The organism is Janthinobacterium paucivorans (assembly GCF_051380805.1).
GTDB classification, from domain to species: domain Bacteria; phylum Pseudomonadota; class Gammaproteobacteria; order Burkholderiales; family Burkholderiaceae_D; genus Janthinobacterium; species Janthinobacterium lividum_D.
Map to the genome: position 1 here is coordinate 23820 of NZ_JBNYXR010000014.1, position 24907 is coordinate 48726.

Here is a 24907-nt window from a genome sequence, read left to right on the forward strand (position 1 = left end):
CGATTTGTTTAAAAAAGCGACACTGCTTAACGAGTGTATGCTGGGGTCAGACCCTCAATAGCGCTATTTTTAGCCCAAGAACAAGGACTGGGGTCGGTCACTTCGTGATCGGAATGTGCTCCATTGAAGCACATTCCCCCGGCGGGTCCGACCCCGGCTCTTTGCCTCTGGGGTTAGCGAATTTACTGGCGCTCATAAATCACGCCAAAACCCTTAATTGAACGGAATTAGGGGCTCCCCCCAGCTTTTATTGATGCGCTGTGGCGATCAGTCGCTCCGGCGCCAGGATACTATATTGCTGCAACTGGCCCGTGCCCAGCAGCTTGCTGTCGTGATAGACACGCACCCTGCCCGGCGCGTTCGGTACGGCGACGTCTTCCTTGCCCAGCGCGATGCGCTGGCCGTGCAAGAAACGCTTGGCCAATTCTTCTGTCAACTGGACGGCGGGAAAACTCGACAATAGTGCATCGACGGGTGCCAACAGGCTGAACGGCGCGGCATGTGCCGTCAGCGCGTCGAGCGTGATGACGCCATCGAGGGTCAGGCTGCCAACTTGCGTGCGGCGCAAGGCGTTCAAATGACCGCCGCAACCGAGCGCGCGGCCGATGTCTTCGCCCAGCACGCGGATATACGTGCCCTTGCTGCACATCACCGACAATTTCAGGAACGGCGCTTCGTAGCCGAGAAACTCGAGTTTGTGAATCGTTACCGGGCGCGCTTCGCGCTCCAAGGTGATGCCTGCTCTTGCGTACTCATACAGGGGCTTGCCGTCGCGTTTCAAGGCCGAATACATGGGTGGCGTCTGCAAAATCGGCCCGCGAAACTGCGCCAGCACGGCTTCGATCTGCTCCGGCGTCACGTTCACGTCGCGCGTTTCCAGCACTTCGCCCTCGGTGTCGCCCGTATCCGTGGTCTGCCCCAGGTGCACCAAGGTTTCGTAGGTTTTGTCGGCCTCCAGCAAGTCTTGCGAGAACTTCGTCGCCTCGCCAAAGCACAGCGGCAGCAAACCGGTGGCGAACGGATCGAGCGTGCCCGTGTGGCCCGCTTTTTTCGCATTGAGCACGCGCTTGGCCTTGATCAGGGCGTCGTTGCTGGACCAGCCGACGGGCTTATCGAGCAGCAAGACGCCATCGATCAGGTCGCGCACCCGTTTGATGCCGGGCGGTTTCTTCGGACCCGCCACGCTTATTGCTCGTCCGCTTTGTCTGCAGGCTTCTCGTCCGGCTCGGCATCGGCCGCGCGCGTGGCGTTGGCCTTGTCGATCAGCAAGGACATTTCCATGCCGCGCGAGGTCGAGCTGTCGTGCACGAAATGCAGCATCGGCAGGGTGTGGATGTGCAAGCGCTTGCCCAGCAAGCCACGGATGAAGCCAGAAGCGGCCATCAAGCCTTCGGTGGTGTTCTTGATGGCTTCCTTGCTGTCTTTCAACATCGTGAAAAACACCTTGGCATGCGCGTAATCGGGCGTGATCTGCACTTCGGTGATGGTGATCATCGTGCCCACGCGCGGGTCTTTCAATTCGTAGGAAACGATTTCAGCCAGGTCGCGCTGGATCTGGTCGGCCACGCGCAAGCCGCGCGCTGGCATGGTTTTACTATGTTTAGCCATGATATATGCTGTCCTAAGTGCCGCAGGGCGCATGAGTCAAACGGTTGCCCGCTGACCAATGCGCCCCACGTGTTTGCGCGGACAATATGCTGTCCGCGCGATTGTTCTTGCTGAGATTACAGGGTACGAGCGATTTCCTGGACTTCGAACACTTCCAGCGTGTCGCCAACCTGAATGTCGTTGTAGTTGCGCAGCGACAGGCCGCACTCGAGACCGGCGCGAACTTCTTTCGCATCGTCCTTGAAGCGTTTCAGGGAGTCGATCTCGCCACTCCACACCACGATGTTGTTGCGCAACAGGCGGACCGAAGAAGCACGCTTGACCACACCATCGGTGACCAGGCAACCGGCAATCGCGCCCACTTTCGAGACCAGGATAACCTGGCGGATCTCGACTTGGCCGATGACCGTTTCGCGTTTCTCTGGTGCCAACATGCCCGACAACGCCGATCTGATTTCGTCGATCGCATCGTAAATGATGTTGTAGTAGCGAATGTCCACGCCATTCGACTCGGCCAGCTTGCGCGCCTGGGCATCAGCACGGGCGTTAAAGCCGATGATGACCGCTTTCGAGGCGACTGCCAAGTTGACGTCCGATTCCGTGATACCACCGACTGCCGCGTGCACCACTTGTACGCGCACTTCGGAGGTCGACAGTTTCTGCAGCGAACCAACCAGCGCTTCTTGCGAACCTTGCACGTCGGTTTTGATGATCAGCGGCAAGTTTTTCACTTCGCCTTCGGCCATCTGGTCGAACATGTTTTCCAGTTTCGCAGCTTGCTGCTTGGCCAGTTTCACGTCGCGGAACTTACCTTGACGGAACAGACCGATTTCACGCGCCTTGCGCTCGTCGGCCATGACGACGACTTCTTCACCGGCGACCGGCACTTCCGTCAAGCCCTGGATTTCGACCGGGATCGAAGGACCGGCTTCAGTGATGGCCTTGCCGTTCTCATCGAGCATGGCGCGAACACGGCCATACGAAGAGCCAGCCAAAATCACGTCGCCGCGCTTCAAGGTACCGGACTGCACCAGGATCGTCGCGACAGGACCACGGCCCTTGTCCAGACGTGCCTCGACAACCAGGCCGCGCGCAGGCGCATCGACCGGTGCCATCAGTTCCAGCACTTCGGCTTGCAACAGCACTTGTTCCAGCAACTCGTCGATACCTTGACCCGTTTTGGCCGACACCGGCACGAATGGCGATTCGCCACCGTATTCTTCCGGCACGACTTGTTCGGCGACCAGTTCCTGCGTCACGCGGTCGACGTTACCACCGGGTTTGTCGACCTTGTTGATCGCCACCACCAGCGGCACGCCGGCTGCTTTCGCATGGGCAATCGCTTCTTTCGTTTGCGGCATCACGCCATCGTCGGCGGCAACCACCAGAATAACGATGTCGGTTGCCTTGGCGCCACGGGCACGCATCGCGGTAAACGCTTCGTGACCCGGGGTGTCGAGGAAGGTGATCATGCCGCGTGGCGTATCGACGTGGTAAGCGCCGATATGCTGCGTAATCCCGCCCGCTTCGCCGGACGCCACTTTGGCGCGACGAATATAGTCGAGCAACGAGGTCTTACCATGGTCGACGTGACCCATGACGGTGACCACCGGTGCGCGTGGCTTCGATTCGAAGTGCGCGTGTTCGCCCACATCGGCCAGCAGCGCTTCCGGATCGTCCAGTTCAGCGGCGAACGCCTTGTGGCCCATTTCTTCGACCAGAATCATGGCCGTTTCCTGGTCCAGCACCTGGTTGATCGTGCACATCTGGCCCAATTTCATCAAATGCTTGATGACTTCGGATGCCTTGACGGACATTTTGTGTGCCAATTCGGCCACGGTGATCGTTTCTGGTACGTGCACGTCTTTGACGACGGCTTCCGTCGGCGCCTGGAAGTTCGATTCACGGTCATCATGGTGCGTCGGGCGACGGCCCTTCGCGCCACCGCGCCAGCTGTCACGGCCGCCTGGGCCGCTATTGCCGCGTGGCTTGGGACCACCGGTGGTGCCGCGTTTTTTCGCGTCATCGGACCAGGTGGACGACACATTGGCCGACTTGATGGATTTCTTGTCTGCAACAGCAGGCTTCTTGTCGGCCGGCTTGTCGCCAGGCTTCTTGTCAGCAGGCTTGTGCAAAGTGCCTTCCGGCGCCTTCGGCTTGACCGGAACCGGTACGGGTTCCGGCGCTTTGATGGCGCGCCGTGGCGCGTTCATCATGGCCTTGATCTGGGCGACTTCGTCGGCAACAGCCTTGCGTGCACGGTCGGTGGCTTCCGCTTTGTCAGCGGCTTCCTTGGCGGCAACAGCAGCAGCAGCGGCTTTCTTCTTCGCTTCTTCAGCGGCAGCCGCTTTTTTCGCTTCGGCGGCGGCGTCGTCAACGACAGGCGCAGCGGCGGTGGCGACAGGCGCAGCAGCAGCCTTGGCAGCCGCTTTCTTCGCTTCCGCTTCGGCTTCTTTCTTCGCAGCCAATTCAGCCTGTTGCGTGGCTTTCGCCTGGGCTTCTTTTTCTGCGTCGAGCTTGGCCAGACGTTCTTGCTTTTCGCGCAGATCGGCTTCCTGGCGGGCGATCAGTTCAGCCTGTTTACGGGCATCTTCTTCACGGCGCGCCACATCGGCGGGATCGATCACCGGCGCGGCAGGCGCGGCCGGTTCTGCGGCGACCGGCGCAGCTTCATCACGCTGGACGAAAGTGCGTTTCTTGCGCACTTCCACCTGGATGGTGCGCGACTTGCCGGTTGCGTCAGCTTGCTTGATTTCAGTCGTTTCCTTGCGGGTCACGGTGATTTTTTTCTTTTCTGTGTCAGCCGCTGCGCCGTGTGTGCGGCGCAGATGATCCAAAAGCTTGTCCTTATCATCTTTCGACAATGGATCTGACGTCGAACTTTTCTCGACGCCGGCAGAACGCAGCTGCGTCAGCAGCAAATCTGCAGGCATCTTCAGTTCGGTGGCAAATTGGGCTACGTTGTTACTCGCCATTCAGTCCTCTTTTCTATGTGTCGCGGAGATGATAAAGATACTCAAATTAAGCCTTTGCGGATTCGGCCAGACTCCATGCCTTGGCTTGCAACGCCTTGGCACGATCGTCATATTTCGAGTCAACCAACTTCATCTCATCGTCGGTCACATCTTTAAATTCACTTGTAATCAGTTCACGCGCACGGTCCGCAGACAAGGCCAGGATTGCGCCAAATTCGTCGTATGCCAGTGCTGCAAATGCTTCAACGGTCTTGATACCAGCCAGACCCAGCTTGCCGGCGCTAATGCGGTCCATGCCTTCCAGACCGACCAACGCCTCGTCCATGCCTTCCAAACCCTCTTCCGAAGCAATCGCTTCGGTCACAAGCGCATCACGCGCACGGGTACGGAGTTCATTGACAGTATCTTCGTCAAACGATTCGATTTCCAGCATTTCGGAAATTGGCACGTAAGCGATTTCTTCCAGACTGGCGAAACCTTCTTCTACCAGAATATCGGCCACTTCCTGGTCGACATCGAGCTTTTCCATGAACAGGATGCGCACGGCAGCCGTTTCCTGGGCAGCTTTGTCAGCCGATTCTTCGGCCGTCATGATGTTGATCTTCCAGCCGGTCAGGTCCGAGGCCAGGCGCACGTTCTGGCCGGAACGGCCGATTGCGATTGCCAGGTTTTCTTCGTCCACGACGACATCCATCGCGTGTTTTTCTTCATCGACCATGATCGACGACACGTTCGCCGGCGCCAGGGCGCCGATGACGAACTGCGCCGGATCTTCGGACCACAGCACGATGTCGACACGTTCGCCACCGAGTTCGCCGGTAACAGCTTGCACGCGCGAACCGCGCATGCCGACGCAAGTACCGATCGGGTCGATGCGCTTGTCGGCCGTGTAGACGGCGATCTTGGCGCGCACGCCGGCGTCGCGGGCTGCGGATTTAATTTCCAGCATGCCTTGCTCGATTTCCGGCACTTCCAGCTCGAACAGCTTCATGATGAATTCTGGCGCGGTGCGCGACAGTATCACTTGCGGGCCGCGCATATTGCGGTCGATGCGCAAGATGTAGGCGCGCACACGGTCGCCGATACGCAGATTCTCTTTCGGGATCATCTGGTCGCGCGGCAGGCGTGCTTCGATCTTGCCCGATTCGACGATGGCGTCGCCACGTTCCATGCGCTTGATGGTGCCGGTGACGAGCGAATCGCCGCGCTCCAGGAAGTCGACCAGGATCTGTTCACGCTCGGCATCACGCACGCGCTGCAGGACGACCTGTTTGGTATCCTGCGCGAAACGACGGCCAAATTCAACGGACTCGATCGGCTCTTCGATGTGGTCATCGACTTCGATATCGGAAATCTGTTCTTTTGCCTCGAAATGCAGGATCTCTTGATCCGGCAATTGCAGGCCCGCTTCATCGGGCACCACGTGCCAGCGGCGGAACGATTCGAATTCGCCCGTTTCGCGGTCGATCGAAACGCGGATGTCTACCTCACCCTCATACCGTTTCTTCGTGGCTTGCGCCAACGCGAACTCGAGAGCGCCGAAGACGACATCTTTATCGACGTTTTTTTCGCGCGCCAGCGCGTCAACCAATAATAAAACTTCGCGGCTCATGCTTTGCGTCCCTTAAAAACCACCTGCGGCACCAAGCGTGCCTTATCCACATCGGCGAGTGTAAACTCCAACATCGCCGGACCATCCTTACCTTCAAATTCTAACGACAATTTATCGCCCACAGGTTCTTGCAAGATCCCCTGGAACGATTTCCGGTTGTTCGTACCCGGCATCGCCACCGTCAGCTTGACGATGATTTCCTGGCCTGCGAAACGGACAAAGTCTTCCAGCTTGCGCACCGGACGATCCAGACCCGGGGAAGAAATCTCAAGACGCTCGTAAGGAACGTTCTCTACCGTCAACACATGCGACAACTGGTGACTCACCGTGGCACAGTCTTCGACCGTGATCGGACCTTTTTCAGCGGCATCGGCGGCGCTGAAATCAATAAAGACGCGCAGCAGCCCGCGCTCGGCACGTTCGACATCAACGAGCTCGTAGCCCAGACCGATCACTGTCTTTTCAATTAATCCCAACTGCTGCAAGAAATTCTCCAGAAATAAGGCCCGCTTTCGGCATGGCGGCACCGCATTGAGCGCCAACAACATGCAAAAAACACGCATTCAAGTCATATATGGCCCCTTACGGAGCCATGACAAACGGTTCAACAAAAAAAAAATGGGCATCTGCCCATCTTCTTGTATTTCCCCAACCAGATGCAAGCACTCCCCACCAAACAACCCTGCGGAGAACTTTTATTAGGCTGCAGATTATAACCTCTTATTAACTTCGCCGCAATGCCGCACACAAGGAGAGGCCCAGCTTACAACAGTTACAAGAGCGCGCGCCCGCAGCAAATGACCGGGCGCGCGAGAAGAAATCCTCTGAATTAACCTTTGCTGCGACGGCGCGGCATGCCATCCATGCCACCACGGTCCATACCACCACGATCCATGCCGCCACGCGGCTGGCCACCGGAGCGCGCTTGCCCACCAGCACCGCCCGCATTGCGGCGCGGACCCGTGTTGGCGAAGCCGAAAGTGGTTTGCAGCGGATCCGGCTGGCGCGCAGCGCGCTGCGGTGCGCGACCTTCAGCACCGGCAGGACGACCCTGACCTGGCGCACGCGGCGCACGACCCTGACCTTGCGGCGCACCTTCGAACGAAGCCGACGAACGTGGCTGACCACCCTGGAACGGACCTTGCGGCTGGCCACGGCCGGGACCACGCGCCTCGCCTGGACGGCCGGCGCCGCCTGGGCGACCCTGACCTTGCGGACGGGCAAACTGGCCGGCAGGCTGGCCACGGCGCGGCGCGACCGGGAAAGGATCGGCGTTGCGGTTGCTCACATCGATGCGGTTGCCATTCGGCTCGTCATCGCGGTCCTTGCGCTCGACCTTGCGCGCTTCGCGGCCCTTGGCGGCGCCTGCGGCACGCGGATCACCGGATGCCGGCATTTTCTTTTCGATGCCGTAGGCGGTCAACAGGTCGCGCACGGTATTTTCATCCATCTCTTCCCAACGGCCGCGCTTCAGGCCGCTCGGCAGGGTCATGGCGCCGTAACGGGTACGGATCAGGCGCGAGACGGTCAGGCCGATGGCTTCGAACATGCGGCGCACTTCGCGGTTACGGCCTTCGCCGATGACCACGCGGTACCACTTGTTGATGCCCTCGCCACCGCCATCGGCGATCTTCGAGAATTGTGCCAGGCCGTCTTCGAGCTCCACACCGGCCAGCAACTTCTGGCGCATGCCCTCTTCCAGCTCGCCCAGGGTACGCACGGCGTACTCGCGGTCGATGCCGTAGCGCGGGTGCATCAGGCGGTTGGCCAGGTCACCGGAAGTAGTAAACAGCAGCAAGCCTTCGGTGTTGAAGTCGAGTCGGCCAACGGCCAGCCACTTGCCCGCCTTCATGGTCGGCAGGCGGTCAAACACGGAGGGACGGCCATCCGGGTCGTTATGGCTGACGATTTCGCCGGCCGGCTTGTGATACACCAGCACGCGTGGCGGCTTCTTGCTGACGCGGCGCTGGATCAACTTGCCATTGATGCGCACATGGTCGGTCGGCAAGATGCGCTGGCCGATGTGGGCCGGCTCGCCATTCACGGACACGCGGCCCGAAATGATCAGGTCTTCCATGTCGCGGCGCGAACCGAGACCGGCTTCGGCCAGTACCTTGTGCAGCTTCGGCGCGTCGTCGTCGGACGTCAGGTCGCGGCGCACAGCCACTTTTTGCACGCGGCCCGTGCCACCCTCTTCGCTGTCGAATGCATCGGAGGTGACAAACGAGAATACGGCATCGGCGTCGCTGAGCTTGCCGGGCGCAGCCTGGCGGCCCTTGCCTTTTTTACGGCTCTTGCCGGCATTCTTGCCAGCGCCCGGCACGTCGTTGCGCGGACCGCGCGGCAGGCGTGGGCCGGAAACGAGATTGCCGTCGGCATCGAACACATCGGCGACGGGCGCGTCAGCTTGCTCGGCAGCAGCAGCGACCTCGACTGCCTGCGGCGCTTCGGCGCGCGGCGGCTGGCGCAGTGCGCGCTCTGCCTGCACGCCACGCATCTGGCGCGGACCGCGCGTAGCACGCGCTTCGGCCGGCTTGTCAGCGACCACTTCCGGCGCCGCTTCAGCGACGGCAGCAGCAGCTTTGGCGGCGGCGCGGGCGCGCGGCGGACGCGGCGCCGGGGCACTGGCAACGTCAGCCACCGCATCGGCAGCGGCTTCGGCAGCGTCAGCCACGGCCTTCAAGGCTGGCTTGGCGCGGCTTTTCTTGGCGGCAGGTGCCGCTTCGGCAGTGGCAACGACAGCGACATCAACGGCGGCGGCGGCGACTGGCGCATCGGCGGCCACGTCGGCTTTCGTGCGGCGCTTCGGCTTGGCAGCGACGCTGTCGCCGCTAGCGGCAGTTACGGCAGCAGCAGCCGCATCGGCTTCGATCTGCACCTTGGTGCGGCGCTTGGGCTTGGCAACGATGGCTTCGTCGGCGGCGGTTACTGTCTCGGGTGTATTCGGATTATTCATTCTTCGTTTCTTGGCTGTGCTGACCTGGCGCAGCGTCAACCGTTAGTTCTGGCGCAGGGTCGTGAGTGTAGGCTTCGTCCATGGGCGAAGCATCGGGGCCGGCATCAAGGCTTGCTGTCACATCTGTCACAGCCGTATTGCTACCTGCACCAAGCTGGGGGGCAAGCTCATTGCTTGCCTTGTCAAAATTTTCCTGCAGGGCAGCTTCCAGGGCTTCGAGCCCATTGCCCTGCATTTCACTGATTTGCTGCAAAGGCGGCAGCTGGGACAGCGAATGCAAACCCAGGTCATCCAAAAACTGCTTGGTGGTGGCCAGCAAGGCGGGCCGCCCCACCACATCGCGGTAGCCGATCGCATCGATCCAGCCACGGTCTTCCAGCATCTTGATCGTCTGCGAGTTGACGGCAACGCCGCGAATTTCCTCGATATCGCCGCGCGTCACCGGCTGGCGATAGGCGATGATGGCCAAAGTTTCCAGCGTCGCCCGCGAATACTTGGGCGGCCGCTCAGGCGTCATGCGATCAAGATACATCTTCATTTCCGGGCGGCTTTGAAAGCGCCAACCCGAGGCCAGACTGACGATTTCGATACCGCGCCCTTCCCACTCTTGCCGCAATTCTTCCAGCAATTGCTTGATCGTATCGGCACCGACGCCGACACCACGCACGCGGCCACTCTCGTCCGCATCGACGAACAGCTTTTTCAGGCTGTGGATCGTCAGCGATTCACGAGCGCACAGCAGCGCGGTTTCGAGGACTTTTTTAGCCTCAATTGTATTCATAGCAATTCTGTGCGGATGTGTATTGCAATTCGTGTGCAGAGAAAGAAATCAAAAACGTTCATTTCAACGTAACAGATGGCAGACATCGATGGTGACGCCATGCTGGGTTACTAGTTGAGGCTGTTTTTCCGACGCCTTGGCCGATGCGCGCAAAGCGGGACTAAAGCGGATGCAGTGAAAGTCCTGCCATCCATGGTGCTGACTTTGAATAACCAGCAACGAAACGCACTCCTGAGTAGCGACTTTCCCCGTAGCGAGTATGCAGCCAGACGCGAGAGAAGCAGTCGTCGTTTCATCCAACGCTGTCAATTGTACCTGATAAAAAGCGGAAAAGCGCAAAACCGGGTAAAACACGCGTTTTACCCGGCCCTGGCGCGACACATCGCCCACTGCCCGTATTACAGGGCGGCGAGTTTCTCCGAGAGAATGGCCGATGCACCCAGGAAAGCTGGGTATTGCGCCGTGATGACAAACGTCGGCACTTGCGACACATAATTGGCGAAGCGGCCCTTGCGCTCGAAGCGGGCGCGGAAACCGGAGCGCTCAAAGCGCGCCCCCAGGCGTGGCACGATGCCGCCGCCTATATAAATACCGCCGAGCGCACCCAGGGTGACGGCAACATTGCCCGCCACCGTACCGAGCATGCAACAAAACGCTTCGATGACGTCGTCGCATAGCTGGGATTCACCAGCCAGCGCGCGGCGCGTGATTTCGGCCGCCGGCAAGTCTTCGGCCACTACGCCCGCGCGGTCGGCCAGGGCGCGGTAGATCAGTTCCAAGCCATCGCCGGAAAGCAGGCGCTCGGCCGAGACGTGCTCGTATGCGCGCCAGGCGAATTGCAAAATACTCACTTCCACTTCATTGAACGGCGCAAAGCTGACGTGGCCGCCTTCGCTTTGCAGCGCGATCCAGCCGCCGTGCGAAGGGATCAGGCCCGACACGCCCAGACCCGTGCCGGCGCCGATCAGGCCGATGGCCGTGTTCGGACGGGCCGTGCCTGCGCCAATCTGATGCTTTTGCTCAGCCGACAGCTGCGGCAGGGAGCGCGCCAGGGCCGTGAAATCGTTGACCACGTCCAGGGTCGTGAAACCGCACTCTGCACGCATGGCACTGATCGAGAACGACCAGTGATGGTTCGTCATGCTGAGGAAATCGCCGTCGACCGGGTTAGCGATGGCGATCATGGCATGGCGCACGGCTTGCCCGCCGGCGGCAGCGATATGCGGCAGGGCCAGATAGGCTTGCAGGGCGGCCGACAGGCTCGGGTAATCGGCACAGGGCAGCACTTCGACCAGGGTGATGTGGCCGGCGGCCACTTCCAGGGCGAAGCGGGCATTGGTGCCGCCCACGTCAGCCAACAGGCGCGGTCCATCGGCAAAGGCAGAAGTCGGCAGTACGGGGAAAGACGAAGCGCTCATGATTTTAAATGATGAAGTGGGACGCATGGGACGCCCAGCTTAAAGGATGAATGCGCCCGGAGGCAAGCAAAGTTTGTAGTTTAAGTACATCAAAACAAGCCTTGATTGGTAGTTCCGCTCCAAATGTAGCATGCAGGACAAAAGTTGCTCAAGGATAATGCATTATAGTAAGTACTCGCACTCGCTGAGCGCATTAAAATCATGCTGCACAGCAGCAGGAATCGCCGCCAAAGCAGCGTATGCAGGCGTTTGTGCAAAGCCGCCTTGCGCGCGGCGGCGCAGGGCCAGCACTGCTATCCCCATGCCTCAGCGACAATGTTTTCGTATTATTACTACCGATTTCTATTGCTGATTTTTACTGCTGATGTTGACTGCCAAGCTGGCGTGCCAGAGGCAGCGCCTATCCGGATGAGCAGCTTTAGCCGGGCACGCTGGCGGACGCCGGCTGATCCGAGCGGTAGGCGACGTTCCATGCATCGAGGCCGCCATGCAAGGGCTTGGCACGGTGAAAGCCGTGCTGCTGCAGCAGCTTGGCCACTTGCGCGGCCGTCACATCGTTGGGACAGCTGCAGTAAACGATGACATGGCGGTCCTTGTCCATGGCGATCATGGCGGGTACGGCTTCCTTGCCGTTGAAGAACAAGGCGCCCGGCACGGCCGGGTCCAAAGAGCGCGCCGTGGCGCTGCGCGCGTCGACCATCAGCGGCTGTTCGCCTTGTTCTATGAGTGCAAGCAAGGCATCGATGCCGATGCGCTCGATCTGCAGGGCCTGGCGGAAACGCCGGCGCTCAAGGAATTTATACAGCAGGAATAGGCCCAGCAAGGTAAGCAGCACCAGCAAGGCCGTGCTGCCCATGGTGCTCAGCACGTCGAGCACCTGTTGCACGCTGGCATGGAAAATCACGCCAACGAGGATGCCCGTGCCGCTCCATAGCAAGGCGCCCAGGCCCGCGTACAGGAAGAACAGTCGCGCCGGCGTGCCTAGCGCGCCCGCCATGGGCGCAGCGACGGTATTGAAGCCCGGCACGAACTTGGAAACGATCAGGGCTTTCGGACCCCAGCGCTTGAATTTGTCTTCCGTCTGGCTGACGCAGTAATCGGGTGACAGCGAAATGCGGCACAACAGCCGCAGGATGCGCTTGCCGAAATGGCGGCCCGCGCGAAACCACGTGAAGTCGCTGATCAGGCAAGCGCCCAGCGCAGCGGCCAATACCGGCCCCCCTTGCATGTCGCCGTCGACGGCCAGCGCGCCCGCCACCACCAGGATGGGGAAGGCAGGAATCGGCAGCCCAAGCTGCTCAACGAGCACGATGCCGAAGACAATCAGGACACCGTAATGTTCGAGCAGGTAAATGAGGTTGGGCATGGCCGCTATCTTACCGTAAAAAGCCCCTTACAACTGCAAGCCCTTGGGTATGGCACTGAGCAGGGAGCGCGTGTACGGATGCAAGGGATTGCGGTACAACTGGTCCGAATCGGCCAGTTCCACCACTTGCCCCTTGTGCATCACCATGACCTGGTCGGCAATGTATTTGACGACCGACAAATCATGCGAAATAAAAATGTACGACAAACCGAATTCATCCTGCAAGTCCTGCAACAGGTTCAGTACCTGCGCCTGCACCGATACGTCCAGCGCCGAGACGGATTCGTCGCAGACCAGAATTTCCGGCTGCATGGTCAGGCAGCGGGCAATGGCGATGCGCTGGCGTTGGCCGCCGGAAAACTCGTGCGGATAGCGGTGGAAAGCCTGCTCCGGCAAGCCCACCTTCTCTAGCAGCCAGTAAGCCTTGGCAATGCGTTCCTGGTCATTCGCGCCGATCTGGTGGATGCGCATCGGCTCGAGCAAAATTTGCCCCACCGTAAAGCGCGGGTTCAAGGACGCGTACGGGTTCTGGAAGATGATCTGGATGCGGCGTTTATATGGCAAGTACTCCTTGTTCGGCATGGCGATTAAATCCTTGCCATGGAACATGGCGGTGCCGCCCGTGGCCTGGTGCAGGCGCAGCAGGGTCAAGCCCACCGTCGTCTTGCCGGAACCGGACTCGCCCACCACGCCTAACGTTTTTCCGCGCGGCAAAGTGAACGACACATCCTTGACGGCCTGGAATTCGCGCTTGCCGAACAGGCCTACACGCGTATAAAAGCTTTTGCTCAGATTCTTCACCACCAGCACGGGTTCGTCACCCGGCGTATAGCCGCGCGTGCGCTGTTTCACTGCCACGCCGGGGCCGGCCTTGCCCTGCATATAATCGGCAATCACGGGCAAGCGCCACGGCCGCTCGTCGAGCGAGGGACGGCAATGCAGCAATGCTTTGGTGTACGGGTCTTTGGGCGTGTCAAACACTTGCCGCACTGCCCCCGTTTCACGCACTTCGCCGTGGCGCATGACGATGACCTGGTCGGCAATTTCTCCCACCAGGCCCAGGTCATGGGTAATGAACAGCACGGACATCTGATGCTTCTTTTGCAGCGCCGCGATCAAGTCCATGATCTGCTTCTGGATCGTCACATCGAGCGCCGTCGTCGGTTCGTCGGCAATCAAGAGTTTCGGCTCGCAGGCGATCGCCATGGCGATCATCACGCGCTGCTGCTGGCCGCCCGACATTTGGCTCGGGTAGGCGTCGATCTTGCTGGCCGCATCGGGGATGCCCACTTCGTCCAGCAAGGCCAGCGTACGCGCGCGCGCCTGCTTGCGGTTCATGCCCATGTGCTGGCGCAACACTTCGGCGATCTGGAAGCCGACGGTAAACACCGGGTTCAGCGACGACATCGGCTCCTGGAAGATCATCGAGATATCCTTGCCGCACATGGTGCGCCGCTCGGCGATCGACAATTGCAGCAGGTCGCGCCCGCCGAAGTGGATGCTGGACGCGGGGGCTATGATGGTGTTATCGGGCGGCAACAGGCCCATCACGGCCAGCGAGCTGACGGACTTGCCGCTGCCCGATTCGCCCACCAGCGCGACGGTGCTGTTGCGCGGCACGTTGAACGAGATGCCCTTGACGGCTTCGAACGTGGTCTTCTTGTCCAGGCGGAAAGTAACGCGCAGGTCGCGCACTTCCAACAGGTTATTCTGGTCCATGAGCAACTCCTATTTCACTTTCGGGTCGAGCGCATCGCGCAAGGCATCGGTCAACAGCGAGAACGCCGTCACCAGCACGGCCATCGCCGTGGCGGCGGCGCTCAGCTGCCACCATTTGCCCAGGATCAGTTCATTTTGTGCCTCGTTGAGCATGCTGCCCCACGACACGGTGCCCACCGGCACGCCAAAGCCGAGGAAACTCAAAATCACTTCGGCCTTGATAAAGCCCACCACCAGGATCGACATTTGCACCAAAGCCACATGGCTCACGTTCGGGAAGATATGCGAAAACATCTTGCGCCAGTGCGAGGCGCCGATGGCGTCGGCCGCCATCACATATTCGCGCGCTTTGTGCTTGATGTATTCGGCGCGGATCAAGCGGTACGGCCCGGTCCAGCCAGTCAGCCCCAGGATCAGCACGATGGTCAGCACGCCCTTTTGCTGCAGCACGGCCGCCACCGTCAAGATCATCAGGATCGATGGAATCGAGGTGAAAATGCTGTAAAACCAGTTGAAGAAGTCATCGACCATGCCGCCAAAATAGCCGGACACGGCGCCAAACAATGTGCCCAGCACGACGGCCAGCAAGGCTGCCACCAGGCCCACGACGATCGACGTTTCGCCGCCCTTGATGGTTTTCTGCACGATGTCGTGGCCCCACTTGTCGGCGCCGAACGGCAAGGTGGACGCCTTGTGTGCGATCAGCTTCTTCGTCTTGCCCATGCCGGCGCGCAAGGCCGTCAAGTCGTCGGCCAGCGGGTCGGCAACGCCATACATATCCACGCCGGCAGCAGGGTTACTTCCCATCTGCGCGCGCAGTTCCGCGATATCCTCGGCCAGCGGGTCGAGCACATTGACCGGGGTGGGCGCGCTGCGCTCGTCGGACAAGGGGATGGCGCCGTCAGCGGCTGCGGACGCATCCTGGTCGGCACCGATGAAGGTCGGCGGCGCATAGCTGAGGGCCACTTCATCTTCCCAGTTTGCCCCTACCAGGCCACTGGCGGACGCCAGCACCAGCAGGAAAAACGCCGCGACCACGGTCAGCGATACCATTGCAATCTTGTCGCCGCGCAAGCGGCGCCACGCCAGGGCCCACAGGCCGGGCGAAGTATGGGGTTTCGACATCATCTCTTTCTACTTCAGTTGTACGCGAGGATCGACCGCCTGGTACAGCAGGTCAGTGAGCAGGTTGAAGAGCATGGTGGCGGCGGCGACATACACGGTGATCGCCTTGATCACCGGAAAGTCGCTGCGCTCGACCGCCAAAATCACTTCACGCCCGATGCCGGGGATGCCGAAAAAGCGCTCCAGCAGGAAGGCACCGATCAGCAGGGCCGGCAAGTTCGACATCACATAGGTGATGATGGGAATGCCGGCATTGCGCAACACGTGCACCCACATGATGCGCCCTTCCGTCAAGCCCTTGGCACGCGCCGTGCGCACGTAATCCTGGTTCACCTCGTCGAGCACGAAGGTGCGGAACAGGCGCAGCGTCGGTGCGATGGACACCGCCAGGCCGATCAGGATCGGCAAGGTGGCATAGCGCAGCAGGTTTTCCCAGAAGCTGTCGCCCCAGCCCTGCACGGGGAACAGGCCCAGTTTATAAGCGAAGCCGTACTGGAAGACGATGATGTAGACGAGGATGGAAACCGACATGCCCACCGTGCAGGCGATCATGACGGCGCGGTCCGTCAGCGAACCGCGGACAAAGGCGATGGCCAGCGCCAGCGCCACGCCAAAAAAGGTTTCCAGCACGGTCAGCGGGATCAGCACCATCATCGACGGCCCCAGACGCGAAGTGATGATGTGAGACACGGATTCTCCCGTGGCCCAGCTCTGGCCGAAGTCAAAGGTGACGATCTGCTGGATGAAGATCCACAGCTGTACGTAGTACGGCTGGTCGACACCGAGCTGGCGGCGGATGTTGGCGATGCTTTCCGCACTCGACATCTTGCCGGCCAAAATATAGGCAGGATCGCCACCCACCCAGTTGAACAGCATGAACACCAGCAGGACCACGCCCAGCATGGTCGGCAGCATCTGCCACAAACGGCGCAGGATATAAGCGAACATAATGATTCCTTGTTGTATGTCTTGTATATATTGTGTATGTCGTATCTAGGCCGCTGCGCTTATTGAGCAGCAGGGGCCGGAGTAGCCACCGGTGTGCCCGTGCTGTCGACATCCATATACGCCCATTCCTGGAACAGGATCGGGTGCTTCTTGTAGCCTTGCACCGTCTTTTGCGCCAGCATGTTGCGGTAGCGCGCGTAGCCGATCAGGGCGCCGGCGTTCACTTCCAGGCGGCGCGCCATCTTGTGGAACAGCGCATCGCGCTCGGGGCTGGCAGGCATGGCCTGGCTGGCCGCGTACCACTTGTCGTACTCGGGATCCTGATAGCAGCCGTTGTTGTTCTGGTGCGTATTCGGCCCATAGAACAGCTGCATGAAATTGTCACCGTCCGGATAGTCGGCCAGCCACGGCGCCGTGCGCGTCTGCATCTTGCACTGCTTTTCCGTCTTTAAAATATCGGAAAAGATCATGCGGTCGTTTTCCATGCGGATGCCCAGCGAGTTATACGTCTTGCGCCACATTTCGGCCTGCAGCACGCCGTTGGCTTCGTTGCGCGAAGCGTAGCGGATCAAGAGCGGCTTGCCGTCCGGCAAAGTACGCCAGCCGTCGGCACCCTTCTTATAGCCGAATTTATCGAGCAATTTGTTCGCCAGCACGGGATCGTATTGCAACAAGCTCTTGTAGTGGGGATCGTAGCCGACCACGCCGGGCGGGATCGGATAGTCGAGGCGCTTGGCCTGGCCATTCCAGATGATGCGGATTTCCTCGTCAATATTGTGCGCCATGGCAATGGCGCGGCGCAGAGCGATCTTTTCCTTGCTGAAGCCACCGAGGGTCGGGTCTTGCATATTCCAGTAGTAATAGCTGATTTCCGGGTCCAGCAGGCGCGACAGTTGCACGCCCTTCTCCGCCAACTCGGGACGCAGCTTGCCGTTCAGCAATGCCTTCGGCGCCAGCGGGCCATCGAGCCAGAACACGTCCGTGCCGCCACTTTGGAAAGACAGCCAGCGCGACTGGTCTTCAATCATCACGGAAATTTCGATGCGGTCGATGGCGGGGATGCGCTTGCCCTGCATCTGGCGCACGATGCGCTGGTCGTCCGGGTCATCACCGGCCATGAAATTCCACGTTTCCGGCAAATGCCGTGGATTGCGGTTCAGGACGATGCGGTTGCCGCGCGTCCATTCACCGAGCGTGTAATAGCCGGTGCCGACGGGATTCGAGCCCACCTCACCCTTCACGTCGCCATATTTGTCCACCACTTCGCGCGCCACGGCGGCCGTCGGCACATAGGCGAGGATCATGGGGAAATTGAAATCGGTCTTGGTCAGCGTAATGCGCAAGGTGTACGGGTCGAGGATGTCCAGACCGGCCACTTTCTTGCTGTAATCGAGCTTGTTCGACTTGGCCGCCTCCTTCGCCAGCTCGTCCAGCCCCACCACCTTGCCTTCGAACAGCCAGCTATGCGGCGAGGCCAGGCGCGGGTCGAACAAGCGCTTCCACGCATACACGTAGTCGGCCATCGTCAGTTCGCGGCGCTTGCCGCCAAACGCAGCGTCGGGCGTAAACAAGATGCCTTTCTTCAAGCGGATGGTGTAGGTCTTGCCATCGGCAGACACTTCCGGCATGGCGGCCGCCGCGCCAGGCACCACCTTCACGGGGCGCGCCAGATAATCATAGGTGTACAGGGTGTCGAAGACGGCCTGCGTGATGTGGTTCGAATACAGGTCGCGCGCGGTGGCCGGATCAAAGCCGGTCTCGGCGGCCGGCAAGATATAGCGCAAGGTTTTCACCGGCGCGGCAGCAGCAGCAGCAGCAGCAGCAGCAGCAGCATCTGCGGCAATGGCCGCCAGCGGCAAAGTGGCCAGGCAGGCCAGCAGCGCCACGCGCCGCATCCATGGTGACTTCATGTCATACCCTTCATCTCGATTATCTGTCGCACCGTATTGGTGCGCTTGTACTGGCGTCGCCCTGCGATACAGGATTCCACCGCCAAAAACAGTCCGTCACCGCAAGATCTGTGCCTTGCTCGCAGCCAGCCGCGCCGGTGGTTTGACGCGCTGGAAAACGCGTAACCATAACGCATATTTTGCATGCCAGGCGAAAAGCTGCAGTACTTCCGTTGTGCGCGGCAACAAGCACCGACGCCATCGGAGAAATATTGCGCACTGCAACATTGCTTAGGCGATGCCACGCAAAAGCGCCTACGTAGAAACCCTGACGTTGGTGAATGACTGCACCTTTTATCAACGGATAGAAAACGCATCGTGCAATGCACCATTTAAATAGTTGCCAATAATATATTTTATCAACATTATGAAAAACACTGTTGTTTCCATCCCGAAATGCCACATTTACACATTGACAAGGTTTCTCGGCAAGTGGTCTGATCAATCACGGCAACACACGGTATGCCGTTTGAATCACAGTGATTGCCTACGCAGCAGTCTTTTTTATCCTAGCGAGGTTGTGTCGAAAAACGACCAGCCGAACTTACTTTCGGAGTTTTTGAGAATGATGATGGAAACAGTTATGTCCCGCTCCGTACGCCTGATTTTTTCGGGCAGCGTAGCAGCGCTCAGCATAAGCATGATGGCTGCGCCGGCAATAGCCCAGGATGCCAATGTCCAACGCGTAGAGATTACAGGGTCGAGCATCAAACGGGCCACGGCCGAGACCGCGTCACCGGTACAGGTCATTAGCCGCGACGACTTGATGAAATCGGGCAAGGCCACCGTGGCTGAATACCTGCAAACCCTGACCGCCGATGGCGCAGGCTCCCTGCCAACGGGCTTCGGCAACGGCTTTGCCGCAGGTTCCACCGCCATCTCGCTGCGCGGCCTGGGTGCCACTTCGACCCTGGTGCTGCTCAATGGTCGTCGCATGGCACCGTTCGCGCGTGCCGATGATGGCCAGAAGAGCTTTACCGACCTTTCCACCGTGCCGATGCAGATCGTCGAACGCATCGAAATCCTCAAGGATGGCGCTTCCTCCACCTACGGCGCGGATGCCATTGCCGGCGTGGTCAATATCATCCTGCGCAAGGACTTCGAAGGCCTGACCCTGAAAGGCGACACCGGCATCTCCGGCGACAGCGACGCCAAACAGCAGCGCGCCTCGCTGACCTTCGGCAAGGGCAACCTGGATACGGATAAATTCAACGTCGTCGTCAATGCCGAATACACCAAGTCGGACATGCTGATGAACAACGATCGCTCCGGCCGCAAATGGATAGGCAAAGCCGACCTGCGTCCGTACGGCTATGCGATCAACACCCAGTTCGCCGGCGGCTACATCAACGGCAACAACGATGCAAATGCGTCGCCGACGGGCCTGATCCGCGACCCTGTTACCAACAACTATGTGGCCCTGCCCGGCTGCTCCACTTTATCTGTTTCTTCCCCACAAGATCCGAAGGGTGGCTGCCTATGGCATCATGACCAGTTCCGCTCCATGCAGCCGAAGATCGAATCGATCAACCTGTACACGCGCGGCACTTGGCAAGTTAATGCCGATACCCAGGTGTACGCGGAAGCGGGCTATTCGAAGCGCGATACGGCATTTACCCTGATCCCGCCATCAATCACGCCGACCATTGCCTTCCCACCCAGCGCTGGTAGCCCGACTGGCGTCATCAACTACGGCTCCGGCGCCGGCACCACCATCATGCTGGCCGCCAACCATCCGCAAAATCCGTACGGCGTGCCGGTGCGCGTGCGCTATCAAGCCTTCGATGTGGGTGCGAGCACACGCCAGGCCAACAATGAGTTCAACCGCATCGTGCTCGGCGTCAAGGGCTCGGCCATGGGCTGGGATTACGACGCCGGCTATACGCATTCGGAATCGAAGCTGCACCTCGATTACAGCAACATGCTCAACATGGCCGTCGTCAAGGATGCCTTGGGCAATGCGAACAGTAAAAATTTCCCATACTATATCGGCGCGCAGGCAAGCAAGAATCCGGCCTCGCTGTACGCGGCCATGGTGACCAACGCCACCTCCGACTCCACGACCAAGCTCGATATCATCGACTTCAAGGCCTCGCGCGAACTGATGCAGTTGCCAGGCGGCGCCCTGGGCCTGGCAGTGGGTGCGGAACACCGCCGCGACAAGCTTGACAATCCATCACTGTCGGGCACGGAAAACGGTTCCATCAACGCCAGCTATGTGGCAGCCAAGGGCGACAGCAAGGTTTCTGCCGTCTTCCTCGAAGTGCTGGCGCCCGTCATCAAGACGGTGGAACTGTCGGGCGCCTTGCGTTACGACAAATATGACCGTTTCTCGTCGACCACGCCGAAACTCGGCGCCAAATGGACACCGCTGAAAACCTTCGCCGTGCGCGGCACGTATTCGGAAGGCTTCCGCGCACCTGGCCCAGCGGAAAGCAATGCCAATTCGCAATCGACAGGCACCTCGACGGTCAGCGATCCCGTGCGCTGCCCGGGCGGCACGCGCTTGCCGGGCGCCAATGCGAGCGACTGCGAACTGCAAGTGGCTGCCGTCAAGATCGGCGATCCTAGCCTCAAGCCGGAAAAATCCAAGGGTTACACTTTGGGCTTGGTGTGGGATCCGTTCAACGATACCAGCCTGTCGCTGGACGGCTGGAAGATCAAGCGTGAAAACGAGATCAACCCGCTGCCCTACAATGAAGCGGCCGCCCTGCCAACGGCCATCCGCGCCGACAACAACCTGACTATCAACGGCGTCGTCACGCCGAATACAGGCACCTTGCTGATTACCAAAGCACCCTACCGCAACTCCAGCTTTACGGAGATCAAGGGTATCGACCTGGACCTCAAGCAGCGCGTGCGCCTGGGCGACTACGGCCGCGCCACGTTTGGCCTGACCTGGACCCACATCGCCTCGTGGGTACGGGCCGAGTCGTCTGCCGTGAGGTACCAGTTCGCTGGCACGCATGGTAACTGCGATACCTCCAACTGCGCCGGCACACCGAAGGACAAGATCAATGTGACCGGCTCGTGGGACCTGGGCAACTGGAATGTCAGCGGCGTGCTGAACTACCGTTCGGACATGAAGAACATCCTGTTTGAAGGCAAGCCTTGCGCTTCCAAACTGGCCGCTGGCACTCCTGCGCCGAACGGTTGCAAGATCGCCTCGTTCACCACGCTCGACCTGTCGAGCCGTTGGAACGTCAGCAAACAGCTGCAATTGTTTGCCTCGATCAACAACGTGACCGACAAGATCGCCCCGCTCGACCCGTTGACCTACGGCGGCATGAGCTACAACCCGATGGATGCCAGCGGCGCCATCGGCCGTTACTTCAAACTGGGCGCCAGCTACAAGTTTTTCTAAACCCCAGCGCAGGCGCAAGTCATTAGCGCCATGCCAGCCACGCCAACGCCCGTTGTACTGCAGCGGGCGTTCTATTTCGCGCGCCCGGAGCCGGCACTGGGCACGGCCGCTATCCTCAAAAACACCTCACAAAATACGCCTTCGTTGTTTTAAATCAGTGTCGATGACGCAATACGTTGTTTAACCACACAAAGCCATGTGCAATGTTGACAAGGACTTTTGCGGATCATTACAGTTACCCAATTGAAAAGAGATAAATCATTTCACTTCTTCAATATTTTCGGACGCGCTTTCCGGCGCAGCCGTTCTCCTCCTTTTAGACAACCGCTTTTCCAGGAGTCTTGAATATGATCAGAGAAACACGCTTGTCCCGTTCCATCCGTTTGATCTGCGCCAGTGGCCTCGCCGCCGGCCTGTTCGGCCAGCAGGCGCTGGCGCAAGAAGTCAGCGATACGGGCACCATGCAGCGCGTCGAAGTCACCGGCTCTTCCATCAAGCGACTCGTTTCGGAAACGGCCACGCCACTGTCCATCTTCAAGGCCGAAGACTTTGCCAAGCAGGGTCTGACCACGGCCCAGGAAGTGCTCAGCAAGATACCCTCGAATTCCTCCAGCATGGGCAGCGGCAACGCCGTCGGTGGCAACACCAGCGGCTTGCCCACGGGCGGCCAGGCCAGCGCCGACTTGCGCGGCCTGGGCGGCGACAAGACCCTGGTGCTGCTCAACGGCCGGCGCATCGCCAACCATCCGTATGACGGTGCCAGCGTCGACCTGAACATCATCCCGATTGCCGCGCTGGAGCGCGTCGAAGTGCTGCGCGACGGCGCCTCGGCCATCTATGGCACGGACGCCATTGGCGGCGTCATCAACTTCATCACCAAGCGCTCGGTGAATGTCACCAACATCACTGCCGAGGTCGTCGCGCCCGAACACAAGGGCGGCGGCGAGCACCGTCTCAACCTGTCGACGGGTTTCGGCAAGCTCGACACGGACGGCTACAATATTTTCGGCGTGCTCGATTACCACAAGCAAAATGTGCTGACGTCGCAGGATCGCGATTTTTCCAAGACCGGCATCATTCCCGAGAGGGGCCTGTCGCTCACCAGCGGCACCACTTTCCCCGGCAACTACTTCGATGCAGCGGCCAACGCCGGCAAGGGCCTGGCCGGCAATCCCTACGCGGCCAGCGGCTGCAATCCGCCCTTGTCGGTGGCGGCGGCCAACGGCACCTGCCGCCAGGATTACACGCGCCAGATCGACGACTTGCCGGCGCAGGAGCAAATGGCCTTTTTCGGCAAGGGCGCCTTCAAGCTGGGCGGCAGCCACTTGGCCACGCTCGAATACTTACATTCGGAAAACAAGGTAAAAGCACGCACGGCGCCGCCGCCGCAAACGGGCTTGATCTTGCCCAATACCAGCAAATACTATCCGGGCAACGCAGGCGGCGTGCCGGCCCAGCCCGGGTTGTCGGGCCAGCCGCTGAGCGTCAACTGGCGCCCCGTGGAAGCGGGACAGCGGCAGATCGATTCGGACGGCAAGGCCGACCGCCTGGTGCTGGCCGTCGAAGGCGAGCTCGCTGGCTGGGACTACAAGACGGGCCTGAGCCATGCCATCAGCAAGTCGTCCGAGAAATTTACAGGCGGCTATGTGCAAGATGCCGCGTTTGCCGCCGGCGTGTTGAACGGCATCCTCAATCCCTTCGGCATGCAAGACACGGCCGGCAAGGCTTACCTGGACAGCACCGCCCTGCGCGGCGAGGTGCAGAGTGCCAAGGTCACCACCACGGGCTTCGACATCAAGGGTAGCCGTGAACTGATGCAACTGGCCGGCGGCCCGCTGGCCATCGCTCTCGGCGGCGAACTGCGGCGTGAAAAAGCCGACTTCAATGTGAATCGCGAGATCGCCAGCCAGGCCACCAGTTCAGGCCTGTCCGGTTCGCTCTCGAAGAGCGGCTCGCGCACCATCCAGGCCGTCTTCGGCGAAGTCAACTTGCCGCTTATCAAGGACCTGGAAGTACAACTGGCGGCCCGCTTCGACCATTACAGCGATGTCGGCAGCACCACCAATCCCAAGCTGGCCCTGCGCTACCAGGCCAGCAACACGCTGGTGCTGCGCGGTTCGGCCAGCACGGGGTTCCGCGCACCAACGCTGTTTGAAAAGAATGCGCCGCCGTCGAAAAACGATACCAATGATTCTTACAATGACCCCATCCTGTGCCCCGGTGGCGTGCCGCAACCGGGCGCCAATCCGCTGCGCGACTGCGACTTGCAGCAATTCAAGCTGCAAGGCGGCAATACAAAGCTGAAACCCGAAAAATCCACCACGTTTGCCTTCGGCGTGGTGCTCGAACCGACCAAGGAAATCACGGTTGCCGTCGATTACTGGAACATCCACCTGAAGGACAAGATTTCATCCTTGCCCGAACAGTCTATCTACGGCAACTACGAGAAATACAAGGCCCTGTTCCTGCGCAATCCCGATGGCTCGCCGTTTGCGATTCTCGATATGAATGACAACCTCGGCGAAGTCAAGACGGACGGCATCGACGCAAGTTTCAATGCGCGCCTGGGACGCAGTGCCTATGGCGACTTCAGCCTGTCTGTCGACGGCACCTGGACCCACAAGTATGACTACCAGAACGAGCGCGGCGGCGCATTCATTGCCAACGTGGGCCGCTATGCGGACAACAACCCAGTGTTCCGCTGGAAACATACGGCAGCCCTGAACTGGCGCATGGGCAACTGGGGCGCCACCGTGTCGCAATCGTTCAAGTCCGGCTATACAGACCAGAACAATGTTGCTGAGCAATACAAGCACGATGTCCCGTCATACAGCCTGCTCAACCTGTCGGGCAGCTACGTGTGGAAAGGCTTGCTGCTGACGGCCGGCGTGAAAAACCTGTTCGACAAGGAACCACCATTCTCGAATCAGGGAACGTTGTTCCAGAAAGGCTATGACCCGCGCTACACGGATCCGCTCGGACGCGCCTACTACTTGCGAGGCAGCTATACGTTCTAAGGGGGATGGGCTGAAACAGAGATAAAAAGGACAGCGCTGGCAAGCGCTAGCCTGCAGCAAGAAACACGG

Annotated in this window: 15 protein-coding genes; 2 read left to right on the forward strand and 13 right to left on the reverse strand. The window is 59.9% G+C overall.

All coding sequences use genetic code 11. The features are described 5' to 3' along the window. Positions 1-247: 247 nt before the first annotated feature. From truB to ACQ4V8_RS16575, 13 genes are all read right to left on the reverse strand, one after another. Positions 248-1183, reverse strand: coding sequence for a tRNA pseudouridine(55) synthase TruB (gene truB, locus ACQ4V8_RS16515; protein ID WP_196856716.1), 936 nt, complete (start codon positions 1181-1183; stop codon positions 248-250). Positions 1184-1185: 2 nt separating this feature from the next. After that, positions 1186-1608, reverse strand: coding sequence for a 30S ribosome-binding factor RbfA (rbfA, locus tag ACQ4V8_RS16520; RefSeq protein ID WP_029496193.1), 423 nt, complete (start codon positions 1606-1608; stop codon positions 1186-1188). Between the two features lie 116 nt (positions 1609-1724). After that, positions 1725-4583, reverse strand: a complete 2859-nt coding sequence (infB, locus tag ACQ4V8_RS16525) for a translation initiation factor IF-2 (protein WP_010395282.1) — start codon at positions 4581-4583, stop codon at positions 1725-1727. A 46-nt stretch (positions 4584-4629) separates the two neighbouring features. Beyond that, positions 4630-6195 carry a transcription termination factor NusA gene (gene nusA / locus ACQ4V8_RS16530; protein ID WP_010395279.1) on the reverse strand — a complete coding sequence of 522 codons (1566 nt, stop codon included), beginning with the start codon at positions 6193-6195 and terminating at the stop codon, positions 4630-4632. Next, positions 6192-6680 carry a ribosome maturation factor RimP gene (rimP, locus tag ACQ4V8_RS16535; protein ID WP_029496192.1) on the reverse strand — a complete coding sequence of 163 codons (489 nt, stop codon included), beginning with the start codon at positions 6678-6680 and terminating at the stop codon, positions 6192-6194. The genes nusA and rimP overlap by 4 nt, the downstream gene beginning before the upstream one ends. A 344-nt stretch (positions 6681-7024) precedes the next feature. Further along, complete coding sequence (gene rluB / locus ACQ4V8_RS16540) at positions 7025-9151, reverse strand: 23S rRNA pseudouridine(2605) synthase RluB (protein ID WP_436571866.1); 2127 nt, start codon at positions 9149-9151, stop codon at positions 7025-7027. Beyond that, entirely contained in the window at positions 9144-9932 is a 789-nt protein-coding gene (gene scpB / locus ACQ4V8_RS16545; RefSeq protein WP_010395273.1) for an SMC-Scp complex subunit ScpB, read from the reverse strand. Before scpB ends, rluB begins: the two co-directional genes overlap by 8 nt. Before the next feature lie 398 nt (positions 9933-10330). Beyond that, positions 10331-11350, reverse strand: a complete 1020-nt coding sequence (locus ACQ4V8_RS16550) for a glucokinase (RefSeq protein WP_010395271.1) — start codon at positions 11348-11350, stop codon at positions 10331-10333. 418 nt (positions 11351-11768) lie between these two features. Then, positions 11769-12716, reverse strand: a complete 948-nt coding sequence (locus ACQ4V8_RS16555) for a VTT domain-containing protein (RefSeq protein WP_010395269.1) — start codon at positions 12714-12716, stop codon at positions 11769-11771. A gap of 27 nt (positions 12717-12743) precedes the next feature. Continuing rightward, positions 12744-14435, reverse strand: a complete 1692-nt coding sequence (locus tag ACQ4V8_RS16560; protein WP_010395266.1) for an ABC transporter ATP-binding protein — start codon at positions 14433-14435, stop codon at positions 12744-12746. A gap of 9 nt (positions 14436-14444) precedes the next feature. Continuing rightward, positions 14445-15563 (reverse strand): ABC transporter permease, encoded by a 1119-nt coding sequence (locus tag ACQ4V8_RS16565; RefSeq protein WP_010395264.1) that lies wholly within the window; start codon positions 15561-15563, stop codon positions 14445-14447. 6 nt (positions 15564-15569) lie between these two features. Further along, positions 15570-16508: an ABC transporter permease gene (locus ACQ4V8_RS16570; RefSeq protein ID WP_196856720.1), complete on the reverse strand. Its 939-nt coding sequence runs from the start codon at positions 16506-16508 to the stop codon at positions 15570-15572. 59 nt (positions 16509-16567) lie between these two features. Beyond that, positions 16568-18418, reverse strand: a complete 1851-nt coding sequence (locus ACQ4V8_RS16575; RefSeq protein WP_436571867.1) for an ABC transporter substrate-binding protein — start codon at positions 18416-18418, stop codon at positions 16568-16570. Positions 18419-19040: 622 nt separating this feature from the next. Here ACQ4V8_RS16575 and ACQ4V8_RS16580 point away from each other — a divergent pair. Then, entirely contained in the window at positions 19041-21821 is a 2781-nt protein-coding gene (locus ACQ4V8_RS16580) for a TonB-dependent receptor (protein WP_436571868.1), read from the forward strand. A gap of 347 nt (positions 21822-22168) precedes the next feature. After that, a complete protein-coding gene (locus tag ACQ4V8_RS16585; RefSeq protein WP_436571869.1) occupies positions 22169-24838 on the forward strand; it encodes a TonB-dependent receptor in 2670 nt (889 codons plus the stop codon). Positions 24839-24907: the final 69 nt, after the last annotated feature.